Origin of the sequence: Arthrobacter sp. 1088, from assembly GCF_031455315.1 — a bacterium.
GTDB lineage: Bacteria > Actinomycetota > Actinomycetes > Actinomycetales > Micrococcaceae > Arthrobacter.
In genome coordinates this window covers 26,650-52,598 of record NZ_JAVDSM010000015.1, presented here as the reverse complement: position 1 = coordinate 52,598, position 25,949 = coordinate 26,650, and the positions used below count along the sequence as shown (strand labels likewise).

23 protein-coding genes are annotated in these 25,949 nt (G+C 63.1%); 14 read left to right on the top strand and 9 right to left on the bottom strand.

Annotation, left to right across the window (positions count from 1 at the left end; all coding sequences use genetic code 11):
• Nucleotides 1–59 precede the first annotated feature (59 nt).
• From J2Y41_RS20050 to J2Y41_RS20030, 5 genes are read right to left on the bottom strand one after another with little or no spacing between them, the layout of a single operon-like run.
• The gene (locus tag J2Y41_RS20050; RefSeq protein WP_224166415.1) at nt 60–1,316 is read right to left on the bottom strand and encodes a M20 family metallo-hydrolase; all 1,257 of its coding nucleotides are present in this window, start codon (nt 1,314–1,316) and stop codon (nt 60–62) included.
• A gap of 11 nt (nt 1,317–1,327) precedes the next feature.
• Complete coding sequence (locus tag J2Y41_RS20045; RefSeq protein ID WP_224166414.1) at nt 1,328–3,031, bottom strand: amidohydrolase; 1,704 nt, start codon at nt 3,029–3,031, stop codon at nt 1,328–1,330.
• 7 nt (nt 3,032–3,038) lie between these two features.
• Complete coding sequence (locus tag J2Y41_RS20040) at nt 3,039–4,445, bottom strand: gamma-aminobutyraldehyde dehydrogenase (RefSeq protein ID WP_224166413.1); 1,407 nt, start codon at nt 4,443–4,445, stop codon at nt 3,039–3,041.
• A 14-nt stretch (nt 4,446–4,459) separates the two neighbouring features.
• Complete coding sequence (locus J2Y41_RS20035; protein WP_309931144.1) at nt 4,460–6,082, bottom strand: thiamine pyrophosphate-dependent enzyme; 1,623 nt, start codon at nt 6,080–6,082, stop codon at nt 4,460–4,462.
• The gene (locus tag J2Y41_RS20030; protein ID WP_309931142.1) at nt 6,079–7,410 is read right to left on the bottom strand and encodes an MFS transporter; all 1,332 of its coding nucleotides are present in this window, start codon (nt 7,408–7,410) and stop codon (nt 6,079–6,081) included. The genes J2Y41_RS20035 and J2Y41_RS20030 overlap by 4 nt, the downstream gene beginning before the upstream one ends.
• Before the next feature lie 137 nt (nt 7,411–7,547).
• Between J2Y41_RS20030 and J2Y41_RS20025 the strand changes: the two genes are divergently transcribed.
• The 8 genes from J2Y41_RS20025 (at nt 7,548) to tgt (ending at nt 15,243) form a co-directional block, all read left to right on the top strand.
• Nucleotides 7,548–8,759: a CdaR family transcriptional regulator gene (locus J2Y41_RS20025; protein ID WP_224166410.1), complete on the top strand. Its 1,212-nt coding sequence runs from the start codon at nt 7,548–7,550 to the stop codon at nt 8,757–8,759.
• A 182-nt stretch (nt 8,760–8,941) separates the two neighbouring features.
• Complete coding sequence (locus tag J2Y41_RS20020) at nt 8,942–10,309, top strand: MFS transporter (protein ID WP_309931140.1); 1,368 nt, start codon at nt 8,942–8,944, stop codon at nt 10,307–10,309.
• The gene (locus J2Y41_RS20015) at nt 10,306–10,713 is read left to right on the top strand and encodes a RidA family protein (RefSeq protein ID WP_309931138.1); all 408 of its coding nucleotides are present in this window, start codon (nt 10,306–10,308) and stop codon (nt 10,711–10,713) included. The genes J2Y41_RS20020 and J2Y41_RS20015 overlap by 4 nt, the downstream gene beginning before the upstream one ends.
• Nucleotides 10,710–11,318, top strand: coding sequence for an RraA family protein (locus tag J2Y41_RS20010; protein ID WP_309931136.1), 609 nt, complete (start codon nt 10,710–10,712; stop codon nt 11,316–11,318). The genes J2Y41_RS20015 and J2Y41_RS20010 overlap by 4 nt, the downstream gene beginning before the upstream one ends.
• A gap of 77 nt (nt 11,319–11,395) precedes the next feature.
• Complete coding sequence (locus tag J2Y41_RS20005) at nt 11,396–11,935, top strand: NUDIX hydrolase family protein (protein ID WP_224094275.1); 540 nt, start codon at nt 11,396–11,398, stop codon at nt 11,933–11,935.
• Nucleotides 11,936–12,057: 122 nt separating this feature from the next.
• Nucleotides 12,058–13,068: a DUF6707 family protein gene (locus tag J2Y41_RS20000; protein WP_309931133.1), complete on the top strand. Its 1,011-nt coding sequence runs from the start codon at nt 12,058–12,060 to the stop codon at nt 13,066–13,068.
• A gap of 91 nt (nt 13,069–13,159) precedes the next feature.
• Nucleotides 13,160–13,870 (top strand): SRPBCC domain-containing protein, encoded by a 711-nt coding sequence (locus J2Y41_RS19995; protein WP_309931131.1) that lies wholly within the window; start codon nt 13,160–13,162, stop codon nt 13,868–13,870.
• 47 nt (nt 13,871–13,917) lie between these two features.
• Nucleotides 13,918–15,243, top strand: a complete 1,326-nt coding sequence (gene tgt / locus J2Y41_RS19990; RefSeq protein WP_309931130.1) for a tRNA guanosine(34) transglycosylase Tgt — start codon at nt 13,918–13,920, stop codon at nt 15,241–15,243.
• 31 nt (nt 15,244–15,274) lie between these two features.
• Here the strand turns inward: tgt and J2Y41_RS19985 are convergent, their stop codons facing one another.
• Both J2Y41_RS19985 and J2Y41_RS19980 read right to left on the bottom strand, forming a co-directional pair.
• On the bottom strand, nt 15,275–15,985 hold the full coding sequence (locus J2Y41_RS19985; RefSeq protein ID WP_224094270.1) for a queuosine precursor transporter: 711 nt from the start codon (nt 15,983–15,985) through the stop codon (nt 15,275–15,277).
• A 240-nt stretch (nt 15,986–16,225) separates the two neighbouring features.
• A complete protein-coding gene (locus J2Y41_RS19980; RefSeq protein ID WP_224166403.1) occupies nt 16,226–16,726 on the bottom strand; it encodes an isoprenylcysteine carboxylmethyltransferase family protein in 501 nt (166 codons plus the stop codon).
• Between the two features lie 480 nt (nt 16,727–17,206).
• Between J2Y41_RS19980 and J2Y41_RS19975 the strand changes: the two genes are divergently transcribed.
• The 5 genes from J2Y41_RS19975 to J2Y41_RS19955 all read left to right on the top strand — a co-directional run bounded on the left by J2Y41_RS19975 (nt 17,207) and on the right by J2Y41_RS19955 (nt 22,678).
• Complete coding sequence (locus J2Y41_RS19975; RefSeq protein ID WP_309931126.1) at nt 17,207–18,610, top strand: MFS transporter; 1,404 nt, start codon at nt 17,207–17,209, stop codon at nt 18,608–18,610.
• 137 nt (nt 18,611–18,747) lie between these two features.
• Nucleotides 18,748–19,410: a response regulator transcription factor gene (locus tag J2Y41_RS19970; RefSeq protein ID WP_309931124.1), complete on the top strand. Its 663-nt coding sequence runs from the start codon at nt 18,748–18,750 to the stop codon at nt 19,408–19,410.
• Nucleotides 19,407–20,822, top strand: coding sequence for a HAMP domain-containing sensor histidine kinase (locus J2Y41_RS19965; protein ID WP_309931122.1), 1,416 nt, complete (start codon nt 19,407–19,409; stop codon nt 20,820–20,822). Before J2Y41_RS19970 ends, J2Y41_RS19965 begins: the two co-directional genes overlap by 4 nt.
• A complete protein-coding gene (locus tag J2Y41_RS19960; protein ID WP_309931121.1) occupies nt 20,815–21,780 on the top strand; it encodes a TAXI family TRAP transporter solute-binding subunit in 966 nt (321 codons plus the stop codon). Before J2Y41_RS19965 ends, J2Y41_RS19960 begins: the two co-directional genes overlap by 8 nt.
• A gap of 64 nt (nt 21,781–21,844) precedes the next feature.
• Nucleotides 21,845–22,678 carry a hydroxymethylpyrimidine/phosphomethylpyrimidine kinase gene (locus tag J2Y41_RS19955; RefSeq protein ID WP_309931119.1) on the top strand — a complete coding sequence of 278 codons (834 nt, stop codon included), beginning with the start codon at nt 21,845–21,847 and terminating at the stop codon, nt 22,676–22,678.
• Here J2Y41_RS19955 and J2Y41_RS19950 read toward each other — a convergent pair.
• A complete protein-coding gene (locus J2Y41_RS19950; protein WP_224166397.1) occupies nt 22,675–23,604 on the bottom strand; it encodes a cytochrome b/b6 domain-containing protein in 930 nt (309 codons plus the stop codon). The genes J2Y41_RS19955 and J2Y41_RS19950 overlap by 4 nt on opposite strands.
• Nucleotides 23,605–23,882: 278 nt before the next feature.
• On the opposite strand from J2Y41_RS19950, the gene J2Y41_RS19945 reads away from it, so the two are divergent.
• Nucleotides 23,883–24,524 (top strand): TetR/AcrR family transcriptional regulator, encoded by a 642-nt coding sequence (locus J2Y41_RS19945; RefSeq protein ID WP_309931115.1) that lies wholly within the window; start codon nt 23,883–23,885, stop codon nt 24,522–24,524.
• Between the two features lie 121 nt (nt 24,525–24,645).
• On the opposite strand, the gene J2Y41_RS19940 is transcribed toward J2Y41_RS19945, so the two are convergent.
• Nucleotides 24,646–25,947, bottom strand: coding sequence for a serpin family protein (locus J2Y41_RS19940; RefSeq protein ID WP_309931114.1), 1,302 nt, complete (start codon nt 25,945–25,947; stop codon nt 24,646–24,648).
• Between the last annotated feature and the right edge of the window lie 2 nt (nt 25,948–25,949).

Sequence of the window (25,949 nt, the reverse complement as noted above, 5' to 3'; positions counted from 1 at the left end):
ACCTAAACCAGGAAGCACCCCCACTGCGGCGGGGGTGCTTCCGTGCGGGGGGCAGGAATTTAGTCCGCCAATGCCCCATCACAGAGCCGGCTGACAACCTCGGTGAGCATGGTGAGCCCGGCCACGATGTCTTCGTCCGTCGTGTATTCGTGCTCGTTGTGGGAGATGCCGTCCACGCTGGGCACGAACAGCATCACGGTGGGGACGAGGTCCTTCATGTTGGTGGAGTCGTGTCCGGCCAGGGTCATGACTTCTTTGTTGGACAGCCCCAGGTCGGCGGCGACTTTGGCGGCCAGCTCCACTCCTTCGGGCTGGTACGGAGTCACGGCCCAGGAGTGCGAGTGGTGCTTCTCCACCGAGACGTTGGCTAGCCGTTCGATTTCCGTGATGCGGGCATGCAGAAGGGCGTCGGCCTCGGCAAGGACGGCTTCGTCGGCGCTGCGCAGGTCCAGGAGCAGGTTCACGCGGGAAGGCACCACTACGGGCGAGTTCGGGTAGACGTTGAGCTGGCCCACGGACGTGTGGAGTACACCGGGAAAACGATCCGCGAGTTCGCGCGCGGCGACCACCAGCATGGAAGCACCCAGGAGGGCATCCTTGCGATCCGCAATCACGGTGGAACCGGTATGCGCCTGCTCGCCATGGACCACGAACTCGTACTTGTTCGCTGCCCAGTTTGAACTGACAAGGCCGATTGTGATGCCTTCGCGCTCCATGCTGCGGCCCTGCTCGATGTGGATCTCGGCGCAGAAAGCAGCCTCCGGCCCTTCAAAGGTTCCGCGGCAACCGATAGCGTCCAGGGCGTCGCGCACCGTAATCCCGGCAGCGTCCTTGGTGTTGAGCGCGTCTTCCAGTTCCAGCTTCCCCGTGTAGACGGACGAGCCCATCATGGAGGGCTTGAAGCGGCTGCCTTCCTCGTTGAACCAGTTGACGACGGCGAGATTGAACCTGGGCGCTGCGGCGCCGGCTTCCCAGCGCGCAGCCAAGCGGAACGCGGCGTGGGCAGCCGCGAGGACGCCGTACGCGCCGTCGTAACGTCCCGCCGTCGGCTGTGAATCCATGTGCGAACCGACCACCACGAAGGGCGCACCGGGTACAGCCTCGTAGAGGCCCCACTGGTTGCCGGCATGGTCGAACTTGACTGTGAAGCCGCGGTCTTCCAGGAGTCCTGCCAGCCAGCGCCGCTGTTCGCCGTCGGGAATGGTCGCGGCTTGGCGGTCCACGCCGCCGTTCTCCGTGGCGCCGAACGCGCTCATAGTCCGGAAGTCCTGCACGAAGGCGGTGTCCTGGGCGGTGAAACGTGTGGTGGTTGTCATGGTCTCCCCTATTAACGGTGGGCCGCGAAGGAACTTTCAGGGGAAAGTTCGGCGTGGAAGTCGGTTGATTCGTACGTAAAGCGGCCTCCGACGGCGGTGGCCAGGACCTGCAGTTCGCTGATGTTGGGTGCGTCCAAGGGCGAGGCGGATAGGACAACGAAGTCGGCAAGTTTGCCCGGCTCAAGGGTCCCTTTTCCGGCAAGCGTCCCAGTGGCTGCCGCGGCGCCGCTGGTGTAGGCGGCCAGTGCCTGCTGCGGGGTGAGGCGTTCCGCGAGGTTTCCAAAAACGGCCCCCGATTCGGTCCGGCGGTCGATGAACGCCTGCATTCCGCGGAGAACGTTTCCGTCGGCGACCGGCCGGTCCGAGCTTCCCGCAAGCGTCACGCCGGCTTCCAGGAAACTGGCCGCACGGTACGCCCACGGCAAGCGGTCCGGTCCGAGGGAAGCGGTCATCCCGTCCCCGCCATCGCGGAAGAAACTTGCCTGCGGCGTCACGGCGATTCCGGCGTCCGCGAGCCTGGCCAACTGCTCAGGACGCGTCATGGAGGCGTGCTCGATCCTGTTGGGCAGGCGACGCGGCCCATACATGGCCTGGCAATCCGTGATGATGTCCACGGCGAGGTCGATCGCCCGGTCACCGATGGCGTGGGCCGCGATGGACCAGCCCGCGGCGTAGGCGGCCTCGATGCGTTCGCGCAGCTGGGCGGGATCGGCCTGGAAGTAGCCAACGTTGCCGGTGTTGTCCCGGTGTCCGTGGCTGCAGAACTCATGGCTCACGGCAGCGGTTTCGCCCAAAAGCGATCCATCCAGGAAGACCTTCGCGGGGCCAAGTGACAGGTACTCGTTCCCGAATCCGCTGGTGATCCCGAGGTCCAGCCCCGCAGGTGCAACTCCAGGGCTGTCCGAGGAATGCCCGTCCAATCCGTGCAGCACATCCAACACCGGCATCACCTGTGCACGGGCGTGCAACCGGCCGTTGGCGGCAGCGCGCTGGTAGGCGGCGAGCTCGGCCGGGCTGTGCCCGATCCAGCCCCCGCCCACCCCGGCTTCGGTGAAACTCGTGATGCCCTCGGAAGCGTAGTACAGGGTGGCCCGTTCAAGAGCGTCCTCGATGTCGTCCAACGAATACGGCAGGATCAGCTGCTGGATCAGTTCCTGTGCCGTCTCCTGGACGAGTCCGGTGGGACGTCCCGCGGCGTCGCGGACTATCGCTCCGCCGTCGGGATCGGGGAACGACGGCGACTCGGCACCTGCCAGCCGCAGCGCGGCAGTGTTGACCACGGCCATGTGCCCGGAGTTGTGCCGCATGAACAGCGGCCGCTCCCCCGTGATGCGGTCCAGCTCGGCGATGTCCGGGAAGGAACCGCCGTGCTGGGTCTGGCTGAAGCCGGTGGCGAAAAGCCAGGACTCATCTTCGGCCCCGTCGCTGGTCACAGCACCGCGGAGAAGCTCATACAGCTCGTCCAAACCACGGGCACCGGACACGTCCAGTTCCGCGAGCCCCAGCCCGAACCACGTCGTGTGGCAATGGGCATCGATGAAGCCGGGAGTGACGGTGGCGCCGCCAAGGTCCAAAACCTCGCGGGCATCCAACCCGTCCAGGTCCTCGTCGAGGCCCACGATGCGTCCCTGCCAGATGCCCAGCGAACTGGCTATAGGACGGGCCGGATCCATCGTGATGATGTCTGCGTTCCGCAGCAGGAGATCAAGTTTCATGATGTGTCTAGCGGTGGGACGTGGTGACGGACTTGATGCGCGTGTAGTCCTCAAGGCCGTACACGGACAGATCCTTGCCGGTGCCCGAGTGCTTGAAGCCACCGTGCGGGGCCTCGGCCGGAATCACCTGATGGCAGTTGATCCACACAGCACCGAAATCAAGCTCGTTGGAAACACGGGTCACCACGCCATGGTTCTCGGACCAGACGCTGGACGCGAGGGCGTACTTGGTGCCGTTGGCGAGTTCGATTGCTTCTTCCTCCGTGGCGAACGGCTGGACCGTCAACACGGGGCCGAAGATCTCGTCGCACACCACTTCGTCAGTCTGGAACACACCGTCGATGACCGTGGGTTCAAAATGGAAGCCGGTTCCGGTGCGCTTGCCGCCGGAAAGGACCCTGGCGTTGGCCGGGAGGCGGGACATGAAGCCCTCCACACGCTCCAGCTGTGCGGCACTGTTGAGCGGGCCGAGATCCGCATCGGAACCGCCCACCTTCAGCGCCGAAGCAGCGTCGGCCAGTGCTGCCGCGAACTCCGTGTGGATGTCCTGGTGGACCAGCACCCGAGTCACGGCGGTGCAGTCCTGCCCGGCATTGAAGAAAGCAGCCAAGGCGATCTCGCCGGCGGTGCGCTGGATATCGACGTCGGCAAACACCACTGCGGGTGCCTTGCCGCCAAGCTCCAGATGGACGTCCTTGAGCGTCTTGGCCGCAGCGGACATGACCTGCGCACCGGCACGGGTGGAACCGGTGATGGAGACCATCTCCGGGATGTCGTGCTCCACCATCGCAGCGCCGGCTTCACGCCCGCCACAGACGACGTTCACAACGCCGGCCGGGTAGACCTGCTGCGCCAGTTCGCCCAGAATCACAGTGGACCAAGGAGTCGTGTCTGCAGGCTTAAGGACCAGGGTGTTGCCCGCGGCAAGAGCCGGACCAATCTTCCAGATGGCCATCATGAACGGGTAATTCCACGGCGTGATCTGCGCGACCACGCCAATGGGCTCGCGGCGGATCGTCGAAGAGAAACCTTCCACGTACTCCGTCTGGGCAGTTCCGGAAACCACCCGGCACGCTCCGGCGAAGAAGCGCAACTGGTCGGCGCCGCGCAGGATTTCGAGCTCCTTGGTAAGGGCGGAAGGTTTGCCGGTGCAGGCAACCTCGGCCTCGAGGAGCCGGTCAACATTCGCCTCGATGAGGTCGGCCAACTGCAACAGCAGCGACTGCCGCGTACCCGGCGTCGTGCGCTTGTAGCTCTTGAAAGCTGCGGCAGCGGCTTGGAAGGCGGCGTCGACGGCGGCAGCGTCGCTGTCCGGCGCGTTGCCGATCTGCTGGCCCGTGGCGGGGTCGAAGAACGGCAGGCTGGCCGCGGCGTCAACAGACTCGCCGTTGATGATGTTCTGAAGCTGGATCACAGTGAGGGCTCCGGTCAGTTTGTTGAAGTCTTGGGGGAACGCGTGGTGGGGTCCTGCGGCAGGTGCAGCAGGGCCGGGAGACCGGAATCGACGGCCCGGCGGAATGCGGCTGCGAAGTCTTCCGTGCGGTCCACGCGCTCGCCGTAACCGCCGTAAGAACGGGCGAGTGCGGCGAAGTCCGGGTTGGTCATGTGCGTGCCCGAAGGGCGGTCCGGGTAGTGCGCTTCCTGGTGCTCGCGGATGGTGGCGAAAATGCCGTTGTCCACCACCAGGACGATGAACTTGGCACCGTAGCCCATGGCCGTGGCGATTTCCTGGCCGTTCATCATGAAGCAGCCATCACCGGCAACGGAGATGACCTGGCGCCCGGGGTATGCAAGGGATGCTGCCACGGCTGCGGGGATTCCCATTCCCATGGCACCGTTGCGGGGTGCGGCCAGCGAATCGGCCGAGTTGTGGTCCAGGTAGCGTGCGGGCCACAGGGCGTGGTTCCCGGCGCCGAAGGTGAGGACGGCGTCGGCGTCCATTTCCTTCTTGAGGACCTCCATGGCGACGCCCAGATCGACGCCGATCCCGCCGTCGGGCTGCGGCGTGGAGAACGCGAGCTGGTCGGCGCGGGCGCTGGCAAACCAGCCTTCCGCACGTTCGCCGGCGGTGTTCGTGGCGGCCAGCGCGCTGGCGAATGCCGTCACGTCGGCAATGATGTGCTGGTCCACCCGGCCAAAGTGGCCCAGGAGGTTGGCGTCGGCGTTGACCACCACGGTCTCGGCGTCGAGTCCGCGTTTGTAGCCATCGGAGAGGACGTCGCCGCGGACGCAACCCACAAAGACGAGGAGGTCGGCGTCGTCGAGGCGTTCAGCGTTGGCGTCGCTGCGGCCGTACCCCAGGAAGCCGGCGTAGGCGTCGCTCCGGTGCGGGACGGCGTCGTAAGCACGGAAGTCGGCCACCACCGGGACGCTGTTGCGGCTTGCCCACGCGGCCAACTGCTCCCCGGACTCCTGAGTCCAGCCTTCGCCGCCGACGACGACGAGCGGCTTGCGTGCGGTGCTGAGCTTTTGGTTCAGCTCGTCCAGGTCCGCGGCAACCGGCTCGGGACGGGCACCCTTGCGCGGCTCCACCGTGGCGTCCGGGACGACGTGCACCAGCACGTCCTCCGGGAGGCCGATCACTACCGGGCCGGGGCGTCCGCTGAGGGCCGTGAAGATGGCGTCGTCCACCACGCGGGCGGCGGAAGCGGCGTCGTCGAGCGTTACGACTTTCTTGGCGGTGCTGCCGAACCAGGCGTTGATGTCGAACTCCTGGAAGGACTCACGGCCGCGGTCGGCAACCGGGATCAGTCCAACGAACAGGATCAGCGGCGTGGCGTCCTGATGGGCTGTGTGGATGGCGATGAAGGCATTTGCAGCACCCGGTCCACGGGTCACCATCGCTACACCGGGAAGCCCGGTCAGGCGGCCTTCGGCGAGTGCCATGAATCCCGCGCCGCCTTCCTGGCGGGCCACCACGTTCTGGATCGGCGAGCCGTGCAGGCCGTCAAGGACGTCCAGGAAGCTCTCGCCCGGGACGGTGTAGACGCGCTTGACGCCTGCCCGTTCGAGTTGGCCAACAATCAGATGGCCAGCCGTGGTTGTGCTCAATGCTTCATTCCTTCTTCTTCGATGGAAAGGCGTGGGAGGAACAGGCCGGACAGCGCGGTCAATGCCGAGACGACAAGCAGGATGATGGCGCCCGGCCAGAAGGAGTTATTGGCTGCCACAAGCGCGGTGGCGATCAGCGGCACGAAACCGGAGATGACACCCGCCGTGTTGGACGTGATGGCGACGCCGGTGTAGCGGACCTTCGTGGCGAACAGCGCGGTCAGCGCGGTGCCGGAGACTGCGTACGGGATGGAAAGGACGGCGACGCCGATCATCATGCCCAGGACCACCAGAACGGGGTTGCGGGAGTCGATCGCCAGGAAGACAGGAACTGCAATAAGTGCAGAGGCCACACCGCCCCAAAGGATGACTTTGCTGGCGCCGAACTTTTCACCCAGGCGGCCTGCCCAGATCAGGGCGCCGATTTCGAGGGCTGCGGCCAGCAGGGTTCCCAGGAGCAGGAGTTCGGAGGGCAGCTTGAGGACCTTGGTGCCGTAGAAGACCACGAAGCTGGTGATGAGGTAGAAACCGCCGATGCCGAGCAGTGCCGAGCACATGCCCACCAGGATCTGGCGCCAGCTGTTCTTCAGGACGCCGCGGATGGGAGCATGTTCCGTTTCGCCGGACTCCATGAGGGCTTCAAATTCCGGGGATTCACTGAGGCGGCTGCGGATCCACAACGAGATAGCCAGAAGCGGGATGGCGGCAATGAAGGGGATGCGCCAGCCCCAGGCGTCAAAGTTGGTCTGGCCTACCAGGAACAGCATGCCGAAGAAGCCACCGGAGGACAGGATGGTACCGATCGGGGAACCGATCTGTGGAAGCGCGGCGTAGCGTGCACGCTTTTCCACCGGCGCATTTTCGACGGCGATAATCACCGCCCCGCTCCACTCGCCACCGACGGCGAGGCCCTGGACGATGCGCAAGGCAACCAGCAGGATGGGGGCGGCCAGGCCGATGGTCATGTAGTTCGGCAGCAGGCCGATGAGCCCGGTGACAATGCCAATGCCCACGATCGTGACCATGAGGATCTTCTTGCGGCCCACCTTGTCACCGAGGGCGCCGAAGATGAAGCCGCCGATCGGGCGGGCCACGAAGCCAACGGCGAGTGTGGCGAAGGAGCCCATGGCAGCGACGAAGGGATCCTGGGATACGAAGAACTGTGCGTTGAACACCAAAGCAGCGGCTGTGGTGAAAAGGAAGAAGTCGTACCATTCCAGCGCAGTGCCCACGAGGGCAGCCAGGGCCACCTTCTTGGTGACGCTTTCATCGACGATGCGTACTGCCGTGGGACTGGCGTCCGTGGCTCCGCTGACGGTGCTTGCCATTGTTGCTCCATGAGTGCGAACGGGACCGGACGTTGGGGATGCCCGGGCAATTTTTGTGTGACTCGTTCCATAGTGCCAGTAGTTTTTCCCAAAAAGACTAGCAATCCACCACGGAATCATGCCGCTAGAATGTGTGAATGCACAATTCTGAAACCTCGGGGCATGCCGTTCGTTGGACTGAGCTGGTGGACCAGCTTGAAGGCCGGCTGGACACTCTGGCGCAGGCCTTCACCACCAGGGTCCGTGAGATCCCGGAGTACGGCGAAAGCCAGGTGACGGTCCAGGAAATCCAGGAGACCGCACGCGAGACCTTCCGGCGCCTGATCAGCGGCCTCAGGAACGGGCGTATCGACAGCCAGGATGGCCTGCTCGACTTCGCTTCCGACCTCGGATCCAAGCGGGCCAGGGCCGGGATCCCGCCGGAGTCCCTGACCTCAGCTGTCCGCCTGGACTTCAGCATCCTCTGGGCTGAACTGCTGGAGATCGCGCACACCGAGGACGCCGCACTGCTGGCTACCCGCGTGGATCAGGTGTGGCGCGTCGTAGATGAATTCGCAACCCGCACGCACACGAGCTACCTGACCGAACGCGTCAGGATGGCCCAGGAAGAATCGAGCATTCAACGCGAGTTCATTGCCCGCCTGTTCAACCAGAGCACGCCGTCCCAGGAGACCTCCGCGCAGGTTGCTTCGGCCTTGGGTATCAACCCCGAATCACGCTTTGCACTGGTAGCCGCGAGCGGCGATCCAGGCGCACGGCTGCGCGCAGCGGCATCCCAATTCGGATCAGGCCAGCACACCCGGCAACGCTTGTTCCTCCATGAATCCGGCGGCAACACCTACGTTTTCTGGGCCTTGCCTGCACGGCGGACACGTGGTCCCGAATCCCGAAGCGAGGCGCACGGAACCGAAACCGACGCGCAACAGCTGCCTCCCGGCGTCGTCAATGTCCCGTGCGGCTACGTTCCCGAAGTCCTTGGCCTTCGTTCCCTTCCCGCGGCCGCCCGCACGGCCGAGAGCCTCGCCGCTTTGCTGCGACCCCGGGATTCCGGTCCGTTGTCAGCCGATTCCGCGTGGGCCCGGTTGGCCCAGCAAAACCTGCAGGACGCCGGCCTGGACCTCGCCGCCGAACTTGAAGAGGCCCTGGCGGAGTGCCGGGGCGGCGAGCGCGAGCGCCTGCTGGAAACGGTCCGGAACTACCTGGCCACCGGCAACGTCACGGTAACGTCCGAGCAACTCTTCTGCCACCGGAACACCATCCTCAACCGACTCAACCGCTTTCAGGAGCTGACCGGGATCGACCTCGCCGTTCCCGCGAAGACGGCGCGGCTGGTGGTGGCGTGGGCCTAAGTGAGGAGGTGCCGCCGTCGGGAGTTGATGCCGAGCGTTGGTGCATCGCTCCGCTGTGTGTTTTCACATTCCCAGCCGCGTTTTGATGGAAGTAATGCCATTGATGGTGTGATCGGGCACACACCATAGTTGTAGCTACTTTGCACCGGACATTCGTCCCCGCACCCCATCCGGAGAATCAGATGGCCCCCACGGTAGATACTTCCTCCGCATCCACAGCCAGGTTGGACCTGACCAAGATGCGCAAGATTGCCCTTGCCAGCGTTATTGGCACCACCGTCGAGTGGTACGACCTTTTCGTCTTCGGGACGGCGTCGGCCCTCGTCTTCAACAAGATCTTCTTCCCCAGCTTCGATCCGATCGTCGGCACCATGCTGGCCTTCGGCACTTTCGCTTCCGCCTACATTGCCCGCATGGTGGGCGCCATCATCTTTGGTCACTTCGGCGACCGGCTGGGACGCAAATCCATGCTCCTGGTTTCGCTGCTGACCATGGGAGCGGCAACGTTCGCCATCGGCCTGCTGCCTGACTACAACAGCATCGGCATTATGGCCCCGTTGTTGCTTCTTCTTCTCCGCGTCATCCAGGGCCTGGCCCTCGGCGGCGAATGGGGCGGTGCGGTGCTCATGACGGTTGAACATGCACCTCCCACCCGGCGTGGTTTCTACGGTTCCCTGGTGCAGGTTGGCGTGCCCGCCGGTACGTTGATCGCCAATGTCGCATTCCTGATCGTGGCCTCCACGGTCAGCACTGAAGCACTGTATTCGTGGGGCTGGCGTATCCCGTTCCTCGCCTCCGTCCTCCTGGTCACGGTGGGCATCTACATCCGCCTGAACATTGAGGAAACTCCGTCCTTCCAGGCAGTCAAGACCGCCGGGGCCAAGGCCAAGATGCCGTTCGCCGCTTTGATGGCCAAGTACTGGAAGCAAGTGGTCCTGGGCGGCATCGCCACCCTTTCCACGGGCAGCACGTTCACCTTGTTGGTTGCCTCCGGCGTCTCCTACGGCAAGAAGGAACTGGGCCACTCCGAGAGCCTCATGCTCTGGGTGGTTCTGGCCTCCTGCATCCTGGGACTCTTCCTCATCCCGTTCTTCGGCAGGCTTTCGGACAAGTACGACCGCAAACCGATCATCTTCGCCGGTGTCGCTGCCGAGGCCGCCCTTGCCTTCCCGATGTTCTGGCTCATGGACACCAAGTCGGTGGCACTGCTCTTCGTTGCCTACCTCGCCATGATGACCGCGTTCTGCGCCAACTACGGACCGATAGCCACGTTCCTTGCCGAGCTCTTTGGATCCAAGGTCCGCTACTCGGGCCTGTCTGTGGCCTACATGCTGTCAGGCCTGCTGGGCAGTGCCGCCACCCCGTTCGTCACCACGTGGCTCCTGGGCATGACACACCAAAGCTCCTCGATCGCCTGGTACATCATGGCCGCCGCCGGATTGTCCCTGGTTGCCCTCTTCCTGCTCACAGAGACCCGGTACGGCAACATCGACGCCGTCGACGAAGCACCCGCAGAAGCCCCCTCCACGGAAGCCGCGGCAGCGCGGTGACCGTCACCACCATCGAGCGCCTGGCCGGTATCCCCGGCCAGGCGCCCGCCGTCGGGCCCTTCTCCCCGGCGGTCATTGCCAACGGTTTCGTGTTCACCTCTGGACAGATCCCCGCGATCACGGGCCTGGACGATCAGCCGGACACCTTCGAAGGGCAGGTCCGGCAGACCATCGAAAACCTCGCCGGAGTGTTGGAAGCCGCGGGATCCAGCCTTGAACACGTGGTCAAGGTCAACACGTACCTGACCAACCAGGACCACCTTGAGGAATACAACCGCGTTTACGTCGAGTACTTCGGCACCGCCAAGCCTGCACGGACCACCGTGTGCGTGGGCCTGTGGGGCGTGTCGTTGGAGATCGAGTGCGTGGCAGTTGTTCCGCAGAAAGAAGAGGATCCCACGTGAGTTCAACACTCCTTGAAGACCTGACAGCCGTCAGCTACCCCACCATCGGCCACTTCCTCGAAGACGGCTTCGTCTCCCCGACCATCCAGTCCCTGCTGGCAAACGTGAAGATCGCCGGACCCGCCGTCACCGTCCGGATCGCAGACCACGACGCCATCGCCATGAACCGCGCGCTCCTCGCACTGCAGCCCGGCGATGTCCTCGTGGTGGACATGTGCGGAGACCATCAACACGCGCCCGTGGGGGCCGTAACCGCAGCCGCAGCACTCGCCCAAGGTGCGGCCGCCGTCGTGGTTGACGGTGTGGCGACCGATGTCCTGGAACTGCGGCAGACCGGCTTGCCCGTATTCGCCCGCGGGACGTCGTGCCTCACCACTAAACGCCTGTACGGAACCGGCTCCGCCGTAAACGTCCCGGTGCTGGTTGGAGGCGTGGAGGTCAACCCAGGTGACCTGGTCCTGGGCGACGACAACGGTCTGATCGTCCTGGCGCCCGAAGCCGCGCGCAACATTCTGGGGAAGGCGCTCGCATCGGACGCGGCGGAGCCTGCCATCCTTGCGCGCATAGCATCCGGGGAGCCGCTCCAGTCCATCCTGGCCGTCTAATGCCGCCAAGAGCGTAACCGCGCGGCCACGGCCTCGCTGCCAAGGAACTTCGGCCGGGGATGCGGTAGAACTTAACCATGAGCGTACGTACACCCGACCCGTATCCAGGCTGGCTTTCCGACGAAGACCTCTTCGAAGCCCGCGGCCGCCTTCCCATGGTCTACGTGGAGGCAGTCCCCGTCCGCCTTGATCCGCTCGGGTACGTCAATGAAGTCGGCTCGCTCCTGCAGGGCGACGCCGACGGCAACATGGTTCGCTACCTCGTCTCCGGCCGCGTCCTTTACCGTGAAACCATCCGGGCAGCCTTGCTGCGGCACATGGAAAAGGACCTCGGCCCCCTCGCGTTCCCGCAACTGCCCATCAGCCCCGTTCCCTTCACCGTGGCCGAATACTTCCCCGCGCCCTCGCAGACCGGCTTCACCGACGACCGCCAGCACGCGGTGTCGCTTGTGTTCATCATTCCGGTCACAGGCGAATGCGAGCCGCGCCAGGACGCCTTGGAACTCACCTGGATGACGCCACGGGAAGTCCTGAGTGACGATGTACAGCAGGAGTTCGAGGGCGGCCGCGGCAACCTCGTGCGCCAGGCGCTGGCGTTCTCGGGCATCGTCCTGTAGTTCGCCGCTGTAGTTCGGCGGCTCCCTGTAGATAGGCGGCGCCCTTTAGCGGGTCCCGCCTCTGGCCGCGGCCGGAGTTTGTAGACTGGACGGCGGACCGCAAGAGAACCAAAGGACTTCCGATGACTCACAGCCCAGCCTCACAGCAATACCGCGAAAAGCAGGCTGGGGACCTGCAACCCGGAGACTTTGTGTTCCTGCCCGGAGACGGGCCCGCAGAGGAAATCGCCAGTATCGAGGTCCAGGACGATGATTACGGCGTTGCCGCGCTGTTGCTGGTGACAACGGTCGACGGCGGCATCGCGCGTATCGCTGCCGGCTCCAGCGTGCCCGTGGGTGCCGGAGCTTCGGATGGCTCGGCCGTGCCAGGCTCCGCAGTCGTCCTGCCGCCTGAATCCGAAGCCGACGCGGACTCCAGCACCTCCACTGAAGACGAGGTGCAAGCAGCCGCGGGCTCCGCCGTCGTCGTCCCCCCACGCCCACAAACGCCACCAGCCGTCACCACTCCGGCCCCCGAAGAACTCGCGCTGATCCCCGAGCCGGACGGGACGCCTGAAGCTGTGGTGCGGGCCGCCGTCGCCAATCACAAGGGCAAGAACGGCGTTCAGGTGCTCGCCGAAAGGCTGGCGAAGGGCATCAACACCAAGTCCGGCAGCTGCCTCCGGGACCTCAGCAACCTGGCGTTCGATCTCTGCATCGTGCTGCGCGATCCGGACAGCGCCCTTGCGGTCGCGGATCTTCTGAACGTGCTGCCCTTTGACGGCAACCCGGACCGCTGGGCGTCGATCGAACGCGCCCTGGCGCTCTCCAGCTTCATCTGCCGTGAGGGCGGACAAACCGAACGAGCTGCCGTGTACGAGAAATTGCTGCGCGCGCACGAGTCGGAGGAAACAGATCCCTTCAAGGCACGCATCGCCGCCAAGGTCCGCCAGCGCGCGCTTAACGAACCGAATCTGTACGACAAGGAAATTTTCCGCGCGATCGATAACGGCAATCATGAAGCCGAGCGCGAATGGCGGTTCCTCCGCCTCGAGTCGCTGCTGTTCCTGCGGGCCCACGGTGGATCGGAGACCCTGGGAGAAGAGGAACTGGGCCGGCGCATCGGCATCGAACTGGATGCTGTGCGGGCCTGAACCAGCTGTGTCCTGATACGTCCGCCTAATCCCGGCACTTCTAAACTTCAAGACCTGTTTTAGAGACGGGAACGGCGGTAGATTCGGGGCCATGACGAACAATCTGAGCGTTGTGGTTAATGCCGACGCGCAGCAGGTTTGGACAATGCTGCGCGAACCCTCCCTGGTGGCTCAATGGCACGGATGGGAGGCCGATGACCTCGCCGACGAAATCAAGCAGATCTACTTCCACCCGGATGTGGTGGAAAATCCTGATCACATCAAGTTGACTGTGCATGGCGGGGACGAGTTCGAGCTCCACCCTGTTTCCGGCGGCACGGAAGTGAAGGTCACGCGCGCCGCGCTGGACCACGATTCCGAGTGGGCGGAATGGGACGAGGACATCACCCAGGGCTGGCTCACGTTCCTGCACCAACTCCGTTTCGCCCTCGAGAGACACCCACACGGTCAACGGCGAACCCACTTCGTGTCCCTTCCGGGAAGTGGTGGGCCGGCCATTCAAAAGCTGGGGCTGGGCGATCTCCCGCCGGTCGGCGATGACTACTCCCTCACACTTGGAACCGGCGAGGAGATCTCCGGCCGGGTGTGGTTCAAGAGCCGTCACCAGGTGGGCCTCACCGTACATAGCTACGCCGAGCACGGCGATGGTTTGTTGATCGTTGCAGAGCAACTGCCGATCCCCGAGAAAAGGCCCGACGGCGGTTCAATGGTGATTGCCTCCACCTACGATTTGGGGGCCCACACCTTGGCGGACATCAGGTCCTCCTGGGACAAGTGGAAGGCTGAGAACTACAGTTCCTAGGCCGGGTTCCGCAGGTTACCCGCGGTAAAGCTGGCACACTTGGTAGCGTGCCAGCTTCCGCTTTCCTGCCCTCGTCGCCCCCGTCCACACCCGCCCGTGCCCTGCCGGATCTTTCTTCACGGCAATCCGGGTTCTCCTTTTCAGTGGGCCAGCGGCTGACTGAAACGTGTTCGCCGTCGGACGCCTTGGTCGAGGCCAACGGCGGCACTTTCCTGGGCCGGACCGGAACCATCACCACGCCGCACGGAACCATCCAGACGCCCGCGTTCATCGCCGTCGGGACCAAAGCTACAGTCAAAGCCGTCCTGCCCGAGTCGATTGCCGCACTCGGCGCGCAGGCTGTGCTGGCCAACGCCTACCATTTGTACCTGCAGCCAGGCCCTGAAATCCTCGACGCCGCGGGCGGGCTGGGTGCTTTCATGAACTGGTCCGGGCCGACGTTCACGGATTCAGGCGGATTCCAGGTGATGAGCCTTGGTTCGGGCTTCAAGAAGGTCATCGACATGAAGAACGTGGACACTTCCGGGCCCGACGACGCGGTGGCGCCCGGCAAGGAACGGCTGGCGCATATCGATGACGACGGCGTCTGGTTCAAGTCGCACCTCAACGGCGACCGGCACCGCTTCTCCCCCGAGATTTCCATGCAGGTCCAGCACCAAATCGGCGCGGACATCATGTTCGCGTTCGACGAACTGACAACCCTGCAGAACTCCCGGGCGTATCAGGAAGAGTCGTTGGAGCGGACCCGGCTCTGGGCGCTACGGTGTTTGGAAGAGCATGCCCGTTTGACGGTTTCCCGGGTGGGGAAGCCCTACCAGGCGCTGTTCGGTGTGATCCAGGGTGCCCAGTATGAGGACCTGCGCCGCAAAGCATGCCGGGACCTCGGCGCCATGCCATTTGACGGGTACGGGATCGGCGGTGCGTTGGAGAAGGAGAACCTGGGCACCATTGTGCGGTGGTGCAACGAGGAACTTCCCGAGAACAAGCCCCGGCACCTGCTGGGTATTTCCGAACCGGACGATATCTTCACGGCTATCGAGAACGGTGCCGACACCTTCGACTGTGTCTCCCCCACCCGTGTGGCCAGGAATTCAGCCTTCTACACGCCGTCCGGGCGCTTCAACTTGTCCGGTGCCCGCTACAAGGCCGATTTCGGGCCGCTGCAGGAGGGCTGTGACTGCTACGCCTGCCAGAACTACTCCCGCGCGTACATCCACCACCTGTACAAGGCCAAGGAAATGCTTTCGGCCACGCTCATTTCGATCCACAACGAGCGCTTCGTGGTGAAGATGGTGGACGACGCCCGGCTGGCCATCGAGTCCGGGGATTTCTTCGAGTTCAAAGCCGAGACGCTGGGGCGCTACTACTCGTAGCGTTGGCTGGCGAACCGGCTTCGCCGCCGGACTAGGCTGCGGCTACCCCGTAGCTGGGCTCGCGCTTCTTGATGTAGCCAACTACCAGGACTGTGATCGGGACAAAGAGGAACTCGACGGCGGTCTTGTACACGAAGCCCACCAGGACGTAATTCGCAAACATTCCAAAGTCCGTGATGCCAATGACCGAGGCCGCGATGCTGCAAAAGATCAGCGTATCCACGAACTCGCCCACCACGGAGGAGCCCATGAGCCGGGCCCACAGGGTCTTCTCGCCCGTGCGCTCCTTCATCTTTACCAAGATCCAGGAGTTGATGGTCTGGCCGGCGAGGAAGGCCAGAAGTGAAGCGAGCACGATCTGCGGGACCGGTCCCAGTGCGCCTTCGATAGCGGCCTGCTTGGCGGTTCCATACTCGTCCGTGAAACCGGGAAGCACGATGATCACCCAGTAGCAGAGCGAGGCGAAGACGGAGAGGGCGAACGAGGTAATGATGGCCTTGCGGGCCACTTTGAAGCCGTAGACCTCGCTCATGACGTCGCCCAGGATGTAGGCCAGCGGGAACAGGAAGAATCCGCCATCAGTGATGATCGGACCAAGCACGACGCCCTTGGATGCGCCGATATTGGACAGGATCAGCACCACGGCCATGATGGCGAGCATGATGCCAAAGTACGGGGAGCCGATCGAGGCGAAGCGGGGTGCAGGCTTGCTCAAGGTGCTGGAGCCGGAAGGCGAGGGCATGGGTCATCCATTTCGTAGTGGTTCGCGCGGGCGCTGTTGGTTCAGGCACCCGGCTGTATTAGCACTGTGGTTGGTGGGGCCGCCGGCCCAACACCAGCTTCATTCTCCCACCCCACCGATCCTCACTCACATCCTGACCCGCTTCCACCGATCCTCACTCACATCCTGACCCGCTTCCACCGATCCTCACTCAGCTAATCCCCCTTTCCGGGGAACGCTCGGTCACATCACACGATGATGTCAGCGGTTCACAGGGCGGCGACGCTGGAATCCGAGGTAGCGAGGAGTCTTTGTCGCGTATTCGGCGTACTCACGGAAATATTCCGACAGTTCGCCTTCTTCCCGGAGCACGCCCTTGTGTTCCACGAGGATTCCAGCCGGCAAAGTCATGAGCACCCACGATGAACCGGCGAGGATCCCCCCACCCAAGTGGATGAGCCACCACCCCACATACATTGGATGGCGGGTTAGTGCGTATGGCCCGCTGGTCACCAATTCCTGCGGCCGCTCCAACTCGAAGCGACTCGCCGAACGGCGGGCCCGCTCAGCCAAAGCCCAGGCATTCAGCCCTCCACCGATCACCAGCAGGCCAGAACCCGCAATCTTTTGAAGTGCTTCAGATCCTGGCAGTGGCCAGGGGAACCGTCGCTTCAGGACCACGTCGACAATCAAACCGGTCACCTGTCCCGGAGGAAGGGGCAGGTTGCCGAACACGCTCCTTAGTGCGGTCCAAGTACCCATGCCTGAACAGTAATCCCGTGGCCCATTCTTGTCCGCAGCAAGGGACAGGATCTGAGAGAACGACCGCCAAAACCCGCCCGGACGTGAGAGAAGAACCGCCAAAAACCCGCAGGATGTGAGAGAAGAACCGCCAAAAACCCGCAGGACGTGAGAGAACGACCGCCAAAACCCCGCACGATGTGAGAGAGCACCCGGCTTGTGTGGGTGGGCCGCAAACAAGGCTCCCACGACGGCGGCAGCCGGGTACCGCCGTCGTGCGTCCAGGCCTTTTGAAACCTAAGGAAGTGTTAGGAAATCCGTTCCGGCGTTGGTTGTGCCGTGCATCACCAATAGTTTGGAATATGTCCTCTTCACCCATGGAGGACCTTTCTTAGTCGACGAAGAGCCATGCGCAAGGACGCCATGAGCACGAGCTTCATGGACAGAACGAACTCATGCAAGACACGGCTGCTGTCGCAGGCCGTCCAGGAAGGTTCATTGATGAGCACCCAACAAACTGCGCCCCTCAGCGAGGCCGCACAGACACGCAAGGCCGTGAGCAACATTCTTAAAGGCTCCGCGGGCAACCTCGTGGAGTGGTTTGATCTCTACGTCTACACGGTTTTCGCGGCCTATTTCCAGTCGCACTTCTTCAACTCCTCGGACGATCTGCAGGCCGGTCTTGAGGCGATGGCTGTCTTCTCGACGTCGTTCCTCATGCGTCCGATCGGCAGCTGGTTCTTCGGCCGCTATGCAGACCGGAAGGGCCGCAAGGCTGCACTGACCCTCAGCGTCACCATGATGTCGGCAGGATCGTTCGCCATCGCAATCCTCCCGACGCAGGACGTGATTGGCCTCTGGGCACTGATCCTGCTGGTGTTTATCCGTGTTGTGCAGGGTTTCTCGGTGGGCGGCGAATACGGCACCAGCGCCACTTACATGTCCGAGGCCGCGACTGCCAAGCGCCGCGGTTTCTTCTCCAGCTTCCAGTACGTGACGCTCATCGGCGGGCAGATGCTGGCGTTGCTGGTGTTGGTAATCCTGCAGAACACCATGAACAAAGAAGACCTGACCGCGTGGGGCTGGCGGATTCCTTTCGCGATCGGTGGCGTGGCTGCGTTGGTTGTCCTCTGGCTTCGCCGGTCCATGGAAGAAACCCTTTCCGCCGATCAGCTCCGCGCCGCCCACGTCAAGGTTGAAGGCGAGGCACAGCCGGGCACCATGAAGCTCCTGTTCACCAAGCACTGGAAGCCGCTGCTCATCTGCATTGGCATCACGCTCGGTGGCACGGTGGCGTTCTACACGTACACCAACTTCATCCTGAAGTTCATGAACGATACGTCCGGCATCGCAAAGACCGATACCTCCGTCATCAACTTCTGGGCTTTGTTCATCTTCATGCTGCTCCAGCCGGTTTATGGCCTGATTTCCGACAAGATCGGCCGCAAACCGTTGCTGATCTGGTTCGGCGTCACCGGTGTGCTGTTCACGTGGCCGCTGCTCTCCACATTGTCCGGAACCAAGGATCCGTTCGTTGCGTTTCTCCTGATGCTCGGCGGCCTGCTCATGGTTGGCGGCTACACCTCGATCAACGCACTGGTGAAGGCTGAGCTGTTCCCCGCCTCGATCCGTGCCCTGGGCGTTGGCCTGGGATATGCGATCGCAAACTCGCTCTTCGGTGGCACGGTTCCGCTGATTGGTGCCGCCCTGCAGAAATCCGGTCAGGTGGACATGTTCTTCACCTACGTAACTGCGGCGATCTTCATCTCGCTGCTGGTGTACATCTTCGCGCTGAAGAACAAGAAGGCCACGCACCTGGATACCGAGCAGGGAAGCGCGTTCGCCGCGAAGGACCTTGGCTCGCGGGATGCCGACGAGGACAAGAAGGATCTCGCCCGCGCCTGAATCAGCTGGGTTGTGAGGCCCGTTCTGCGCTCTTTGGTCACTCCGAAGGGCGCAGAGCGGGCCTCGCAACGTTAAGCTCTAGTAGCGAACCAGCCCACCAGCCCAACCAAGCCCAACCAGCCCATAAGGATCAGACCGTGCACGTGCTCATCGTCGAGGATGACGACGCCATGGCGTCCGCCTTGAGCGCTGCCGTTGCATCCGCAGGCCACAAAGCCACAAGGGTGTCCCGTGGCGAGGACGCGCTCCTGGGCCATCGGCATCACGAAGTGATCCTGCTCGATCTCGGTTTGCCGGACTTGGACGGTCTGGAAGTGCTACGGAAGCTGCGACAGGTCACGCAGGTCCCCATTCTGATCCTCACTGCGCGCGACGACGAACGAAGCGTGGTCCTGGGTCTTCGTTCCGGTGCCGATGACTATCTGGTCAAGCCTGTGAAGCTTGTGGAATTGCTGGCAAGGATCGAAGCTGTGACGCGCCGGACCCACCGTGCCGGGCATGCGGCACCCCACAGCATCCAAGTGGGAGACGTCAGGGTGGACGTGGACCGCAGGATCGCATCTGTTGGCGAAAGGGAACTCTCCCTGACCGCAACAGAGTTCGAACTGCTCAGCCTCCTGGCAAGGAATGCAGGATCAGTAGTGACAAGGGAACAGATCCTCGATGCCCTCTGGGGTGATGCCTTCGTGGCCAACTCGAGGTCCCTCGACGTCCACCTCACCGGCCTCCGGTCCAAACTCCAGCTGCCCGGTTTCATCATCAACGTCCGCGGCGTGGGATACCGCGTGGAGCAGGGATGAAACTCCGCGTCCTGGCCATCCTGAGCGTGATCGCAGTGCTCATTGTGGTCACCGTGTCCAGCGTGATCCTGACGTCGGCCGGCAGGGAGCTCACACAGGAACTCCAGATCAACCGCGTCACGTCATTGAACCGCTTCGCCCAGCTTGCCAATGATGCGTCTTTGGACAATGACACCACCCAGCTGCAACGCGAAATGGACCGCTATTCCCAGCTCTACGGTGAAGGGATCCTGATCCGCCTGCAGCCGCAGACAGTGCGCTCAGGCGGCCTCAGTGAGGACCGGGCCGAGGTCGGTGAGGCATTGAACCGGGCGAGCTTGAACCTCAGCGACACCACGCTCAGCCCGCTTAGGCCCTTCGGATCCGGGACGGAGGTCATCTCGAGGTCCTTCGGCACAGCCAGCCAGGTACTTGGGGAGGCCGTCCTTGAAGTCAATCCCGAGGCGGCCCGGCAGAAATTGCGGGAGCGGTGGCTCGTCGTCGGGCTTGCCGCAGTGGCGCTCGGGGCACTCCTGCTCCTGGCAGCGGCCCGCGTCACCGCCTGGGTTCTGCGGCCGGTCCATCGCCTGAGCAACGCCGTCCACGAACTTGAGACGACGGGCAAGACGAGCCACCTTCCCGACGCCGGTCCGCCCGAGCTGCGGGAGCTGAGTCGTTCGTTCACCGCGATGGCCAACACCGTCACGGATAGCATCGATTCGCAGCGCCAACTGATCGCCGACACATCGCACGAACTACGGAACCCGGTGGGTGCGTTGCGGCTCCGGATCGATCTGCTGCAACTGGCGCTGAAGTCGGAGCCCGAGAAAGCCGCCGCGGCCGGCGTGGTTGCTGAGCTTGAGCGTGTGGAGGCAATTCTCGACGGCGTGCTGAAGCTGGCCACGGCCGAGCACCGCGCTTTCGAGGGATCTGCCCGCGCAGATCGTGCAACCGGGCACAAACACCACACGGTCATCGACCCCTTCCCTGTCCTGCAGGGGGAGGTGGAGCGGGCGATGCCTGCTGCTGAACGCGCTGGTTCGACCATCATGCTGATGCAGCCGGAGCAACCGCTCCCCCTCGCATGCAATCCGGACGAATTGGCGCACATGGTGGGTGAGCTTCTGGCCAACGCCATCAAGTACGCCCCTGGCGCCCGGATCACGGTGGCAACGAACCAGACAGAAGGAGGGGTCGCCGTCGAGATTTCCGACGACGGTCCCGGGCTATCCGCCGAGCAGCGCACCGCCTCCACAACGCGGTTTTGGAGGGCGCCGCAGCACAGCAAGATCGCCGGGAACGGCTTGGGGATGACGATCGTGGACCGTTTGGCGCATGCGAACGACGGTGAGCTTGTGCTTGAGGGAAGAGAACCGCACGGACTGACGGCCCGTCTTGAGTTCCAACACCCGCAGGGTGGCCGGGATGAGTAGCAGGATCATGCCAAGAAGGGCAGTTCTTAGAGCCGGGCTGTCGATCGGTTTGGCTGGCGTACTGCTACCGGTATCCACCTCCTGCACCCCCGACGAGAAGCCGCAAAAGCTAACGGTCGCCGGGGGTGAACCAGGTGGCTTTTACCTGGAGTTCGCAACCTTGTTCGCGGAGTTGCTCCAACGCGAGGGTGTAGCCGAAACGGCCGTGCCGCTGACCACTGGCGGAAGCCTGGAGAACATCCGGCGCGTGTTGTCCGGCGAGGCGACGTTCGCCGTCGCGCTTGCCGACGCAGCTGCCCAGGCTGCAGCCACCCCTCAACCTGGCGGGAATCTTGTGGCGCTCGGAAAGGTGTATCAAAACTATGTTCATTGCATCGTGCGGGAGGACAGCGGTCTCCGCTCTTTCGCCGATCTGGCCGGGAAGACGGCCGGTGTTGGCGAGGTGGGCTCGGGAACGTCGCTGACCGTGCCGCGCATCATCTCCGCAGCACCGCCGGGAATGGGTCTCAGGCAGGTGAATCTCGGGCTGAACCAAGGTTTGGCAGCGTTGCGCGATGGCTCCATCGATGCCCTCTTCTGGTCCGGCGGCGTGCCAACCGCTGCCATCGCATCCACGGCCAATGAAATTGGCCTCCGCCTGATCGACCTATCCGAACACATCAAGGCCATGCGCGAACAATACGGAGTGTTCTATGACCGTGTCCTGATCCCCGCCAAGAGCTACGGGGACGCCTCTGCAACGTGGACCGTGGGTGTGGCCAACCTGCTCCTGTGCCGCAGCGACCTGGCCGACCACCTGGTTTCAGAGTCCGTGAAACTGCTGGTGCAACGGGCTCAGGAACTGGTCCCGAAGACGAGCACCGGAGTGCAATTCCTCAGCCCTGAGACGCTTATCAACACCGCGGGCGTGCCCCTTCACCCGGCGGCTGAAACCGCCTATCGGACACTTCACGGCTAACGCGTGCGCCGACTCCGTGCCCCAAAAATCGGGACACCACCGGGCAAATGGCAAGATGTAAGACATGACTTCAGCCGTTGCACCTGCCCTTGCACTGACCATCGCCGGCTCCGAAGCGACCGGCGGCGCCGGCGCGCAGGCCGACCTCAAGACCTTCCAGGAACTGGGAGTGTTCGGCATCGCGAACCTCACGTGCATTGTTTCCTTTGATCCCCAAGACAACTGGAACCACCGCTTTGTCCCTGTTGACCAGCAAGTCATCGCGGACCAATTGGAAGCGACGACGGCGGCCTACGGTCCCGCTTCCGGCGCACCTTCGGTCCTGGATACGGTGAAGATCGGCATGCTCGGGAGCCCTGCAACCATCGGCACTGTTGAGCGGGCGTTGGCCGATGGCGCTTTCCCGAACGTGGTCCTTGACCCGGTCCTGATCTGCAAAGGACAGGAGCCTGGCCACGCCTTGGATACCGACCAAGCCTTGAAAGCGCAGATCCTGCCTCTGGCGACGTTCGTGACACCAAACCATTTCGAGGCCGAATCACTGTCCGGGCTTCAGATCACGGATGAGGAAAGCCTGAAGGACGCTGCCATTCGCATTCACGAGATCAGCGGAGCAGCAGTCCTCGCCAAAGGTGGGGTGCGGCTGGAAGGCCCGGACGCCGTCGACGTTTACTACGACGGCGAAACGTTGGAAGTCCTGCGCGCTCCGAAGGTTGGCGATGTGGCCGTGTCCGGTGCCGGCTGCTCCCTGGCTGCGGCGGTGACGGCTGAACTGGCCAAGGGTGCCACGCCGTTGGAAGCTGCCCGCACCGCGAAGGCGTTCGTTACCGCTGGTATTGCGAACCGCGTGGCGTCGGGTGCTCCGTTTGATGCCCTGTGGCAGGGCGGATCCCGCTAGCGCGAGACCTTGCCCATGAGCGAGGCTATCGGACGCAGGAACAGCGGGCGGGCCAGGAACCAGGCGGCCGCAGTAAAGACGATTGAGGCCGCGAAAATGCCGAAGCCCCACCAGCTGTAGTCGTTGTTCGAGGCGTACATATGGTTCAGGTTGTTCAGGGCCCCGGTGGCCAGGACCAAGGTGACGTGGACGATCACGAACGCCACAAAGTAGATCATCACCGGGAAGTGGATCTGGCGGGCGAGCTCGATGGGGTAGAACTTGTTGATCGCTGCCTTTTTCGGCCACGCACCGGACATCCGGAGGCCGGTGATGATTGCCAGCGGCGCGGCGACGAAGACGGTGACAAAGTACGTCAGCAGCTGCAGGCTGTTGTAGTTGTTCCAGCCGTTCTCAACCGGCCAATTAAGCGACGCGTACTGCAAGGCGGCAGACAGAGCGTTGGGGAAGACGTCCCAGTCGGTGGGGATGATCCGCAGCCATTGGCCGGTCGCGAACAGCAGGACGATGAAAATGATGCCGTTCAACACCCACAAGGCATCCAGCGTGAGATGGAACCAGAGATCCAGGCTGATCTTTGTGGGCGGATTCTTCGTCTTGATGAAGCCTTTGTTGTTCCGGGTCCAGTTCGCGGCGGGTCGCGTGGTGGTGCGGACCTGCCAGCCGGATCGGATGATCAGGACCAGGAAGAACATGTTGAGGAAGTGCTGCCAGCCGAGCCAGGCAGGGAAACCTGTGGGCGTGCCTTCGGGGATCGCTGAATGTCCAGGGAAGTCCACCAGGAACTGTTGGACGGGTTGCAGCGTCCGCAGCCACTGCGCGATGAGCACCAGGACCAGCGCCACCACCAACGCTATGGCGGTAACGACGACGGGCTTGAACCACCTGTTCGACGTGATCCCGGACGACTTGCTTGAAACGGACATCAGGCCGCGTTCCTCTCTGGCTTGTTTGGCGTGCGACCAGTTGGCGCTCTCTCATAGCGATTCAACCAGTTGCAGCGCGACGGTAAAAACGGCACCCGGGTTTCGAGGCGTTTGACGTCAAAAATCGCAGCATTCGGATACATACCGCAACACATATTTCTAGAACGAGCTTCTAAGATTGTTTCCTTTAGTTGATTGACGGTCAAGGGGTTTGATTGCTTAAAGTTTCAGATTGGTGAAGGTACGATTCCAGAAAGAAGCCCGACGACACTCCGGCAATGTCCTTGTCAGCGAAGGGAGCATCCTTGGTTCGGAAAACATCCAACGCGGCAGTCCATGCTGGCTCGTGGCAATGGACCCGGACAGCCGCCACCCGACGAAACCTCCTGGATGCGGCGAGGGACGTTTTCTGCGAGCACGGCTTCACCGACGCCAGCGTTTCGGACGTCGTGGCCCGTTCCGGGTCAAGCGTCGGGAGCCTGTATCACCACTTCGGGGGCAAGACCGAACTCTTCCTGGCACTCTGGGATGACTATCAGAACGAACATGAAAGGCTCGTCGCCGCGGCTGTAGCAAAGGCCAGGAAGTCAGGCGAGAACGATCCGCTGGCCCTGTTCAACGTGGGCAGCCGCAGCTACTTCGACTACACCTGGAAACACCGGGACCTGGAGCGGGTCTTCATCGAAGGTGATACTCCCCCTGGGTTCGAGGTACTGCGGCGCGAACGTGGACGCGAGTGGGTTCGGCAAAATTCCGTGCTGCTGGGAGCCAGCGATGACACTCTGGGAAAGCTCACGGTCGCGGTCATCACGGACATCGTCACTCTGGCTGGGAACGAGGTCGCCTTGAGTTCGTCCAAACGGGAGGCGGACGACGTCGTTGAGGCTGCGGCAGTGCTGGTGGGACGGCTGGTTCGCTAGCTTAACGCTCTCTCACTTCCCGACGCGTTTCCCCCATCGCTCTCTCACATCCCGACGCGTTTCCCCCATCGTTCTCTCACATCCTGCGGCCTTTCCCCATCGCTCTCTCACTTCCCGTCCCTCAGCGTGGATCAGCAACCCAACCCGTGAACAACGGCATGCCGGTTTCAACGTGCACAATCTGGTAGTGGAACGGGTGGTCAAGGACGATTTCACGATCCGGAATCATGGCTGCGGAGTCTTTGGCGTTGACCTGGGTCACCGCGGATGCGATGGTTCCCTTTTCAGCAACGGTAACGTTGGCTGCTTGCGCCGCCTGCGTCAGTTTCATGCCCTGTTGGATTACATCGAAATCGGTGTCCGTGGCGAGGGTCTCCTTGAGTCCGAGCGTTTCGAAGACCCTTCGCAGGTCGAACGTGGTCTTGTGGTCCCACTTAGGCAGGCTGATCTGGACCATGTCCTGCGCCGCGCGTCCCAACCGTGCTGCCGCGTCCGAAAGCACCTCCGGCGAAACCGCAGCCGGACTTTCGGAACCCGGAGTACCGCCGTCGGGCAGTACCAGCCGCATGACGAAACCTTCGGCGTAAGGCAAGTCCACAGCTTTCCATCCGACGCCTTCGGCGTACGCCATGCTGAGGCCTCCGTGCATAGTAGGAACGGAGACGACTTCCCCGCCGGCCTTGCGGAAGGGCTGATCCGACGTGTCGTTGGCATCGAAGGGCGTCTGCCAAGCCGCGGCGAAGTAGAGCGCGTTGAGCAGACTGAAGGTGTTATCGGGATCGTACTTTGCGGGTGCTTCCTTGATCCTCCCGCCCGTGTTCATGCTTACCCATTGGTCGATGGCAGGTTTGGTCGCCGCCTCATCCTGGAAGGACACCGGGTACACACCCGTGCCATAGTGCTTTGCGAGCGTGGCCAGAAAGTCCTTTCCGGTGGGGATGCCCTTGTCGACGAACAGTCCGTTGGCTGCGTGCATGACGGGTTTGCGTGGCGGGTCGTCCTCGTCCACGCTTCCGGGGTCGCCGTCATACTTTTCCAGCGCCGCGAGTACGGCGTTCATGGCTTCGTCGCGACCCTCGATGGGCAACGCCAGGACTGAATCCATCTCAGCGGCCGTTTCACCGGATGCTCCGGCTCGCAGCATGCCGAGCGCGAACAACAGGCTGGCGGGCGACGAAACAACGTTCCCGTTCGCGGCATCCCCTCCGTCCGCGAGCAGTGTCGCGCCGAGCTTGCGCGCAGAGGCATTCAGCGCCTCACGTTGGGCAGGGTAATCCGCCGCCTGGACCGAAACCCGCGTAACGCCGTCGGCCTTCAAGAGCCCGACGTCGGCTGGTTGCGGCGCGCAGGCACTGATTGTCGCCGAACCGCTCGCCAACATGGCTGCCGCTACTACCGCGACCACTTTCCGAACTCGATACATGC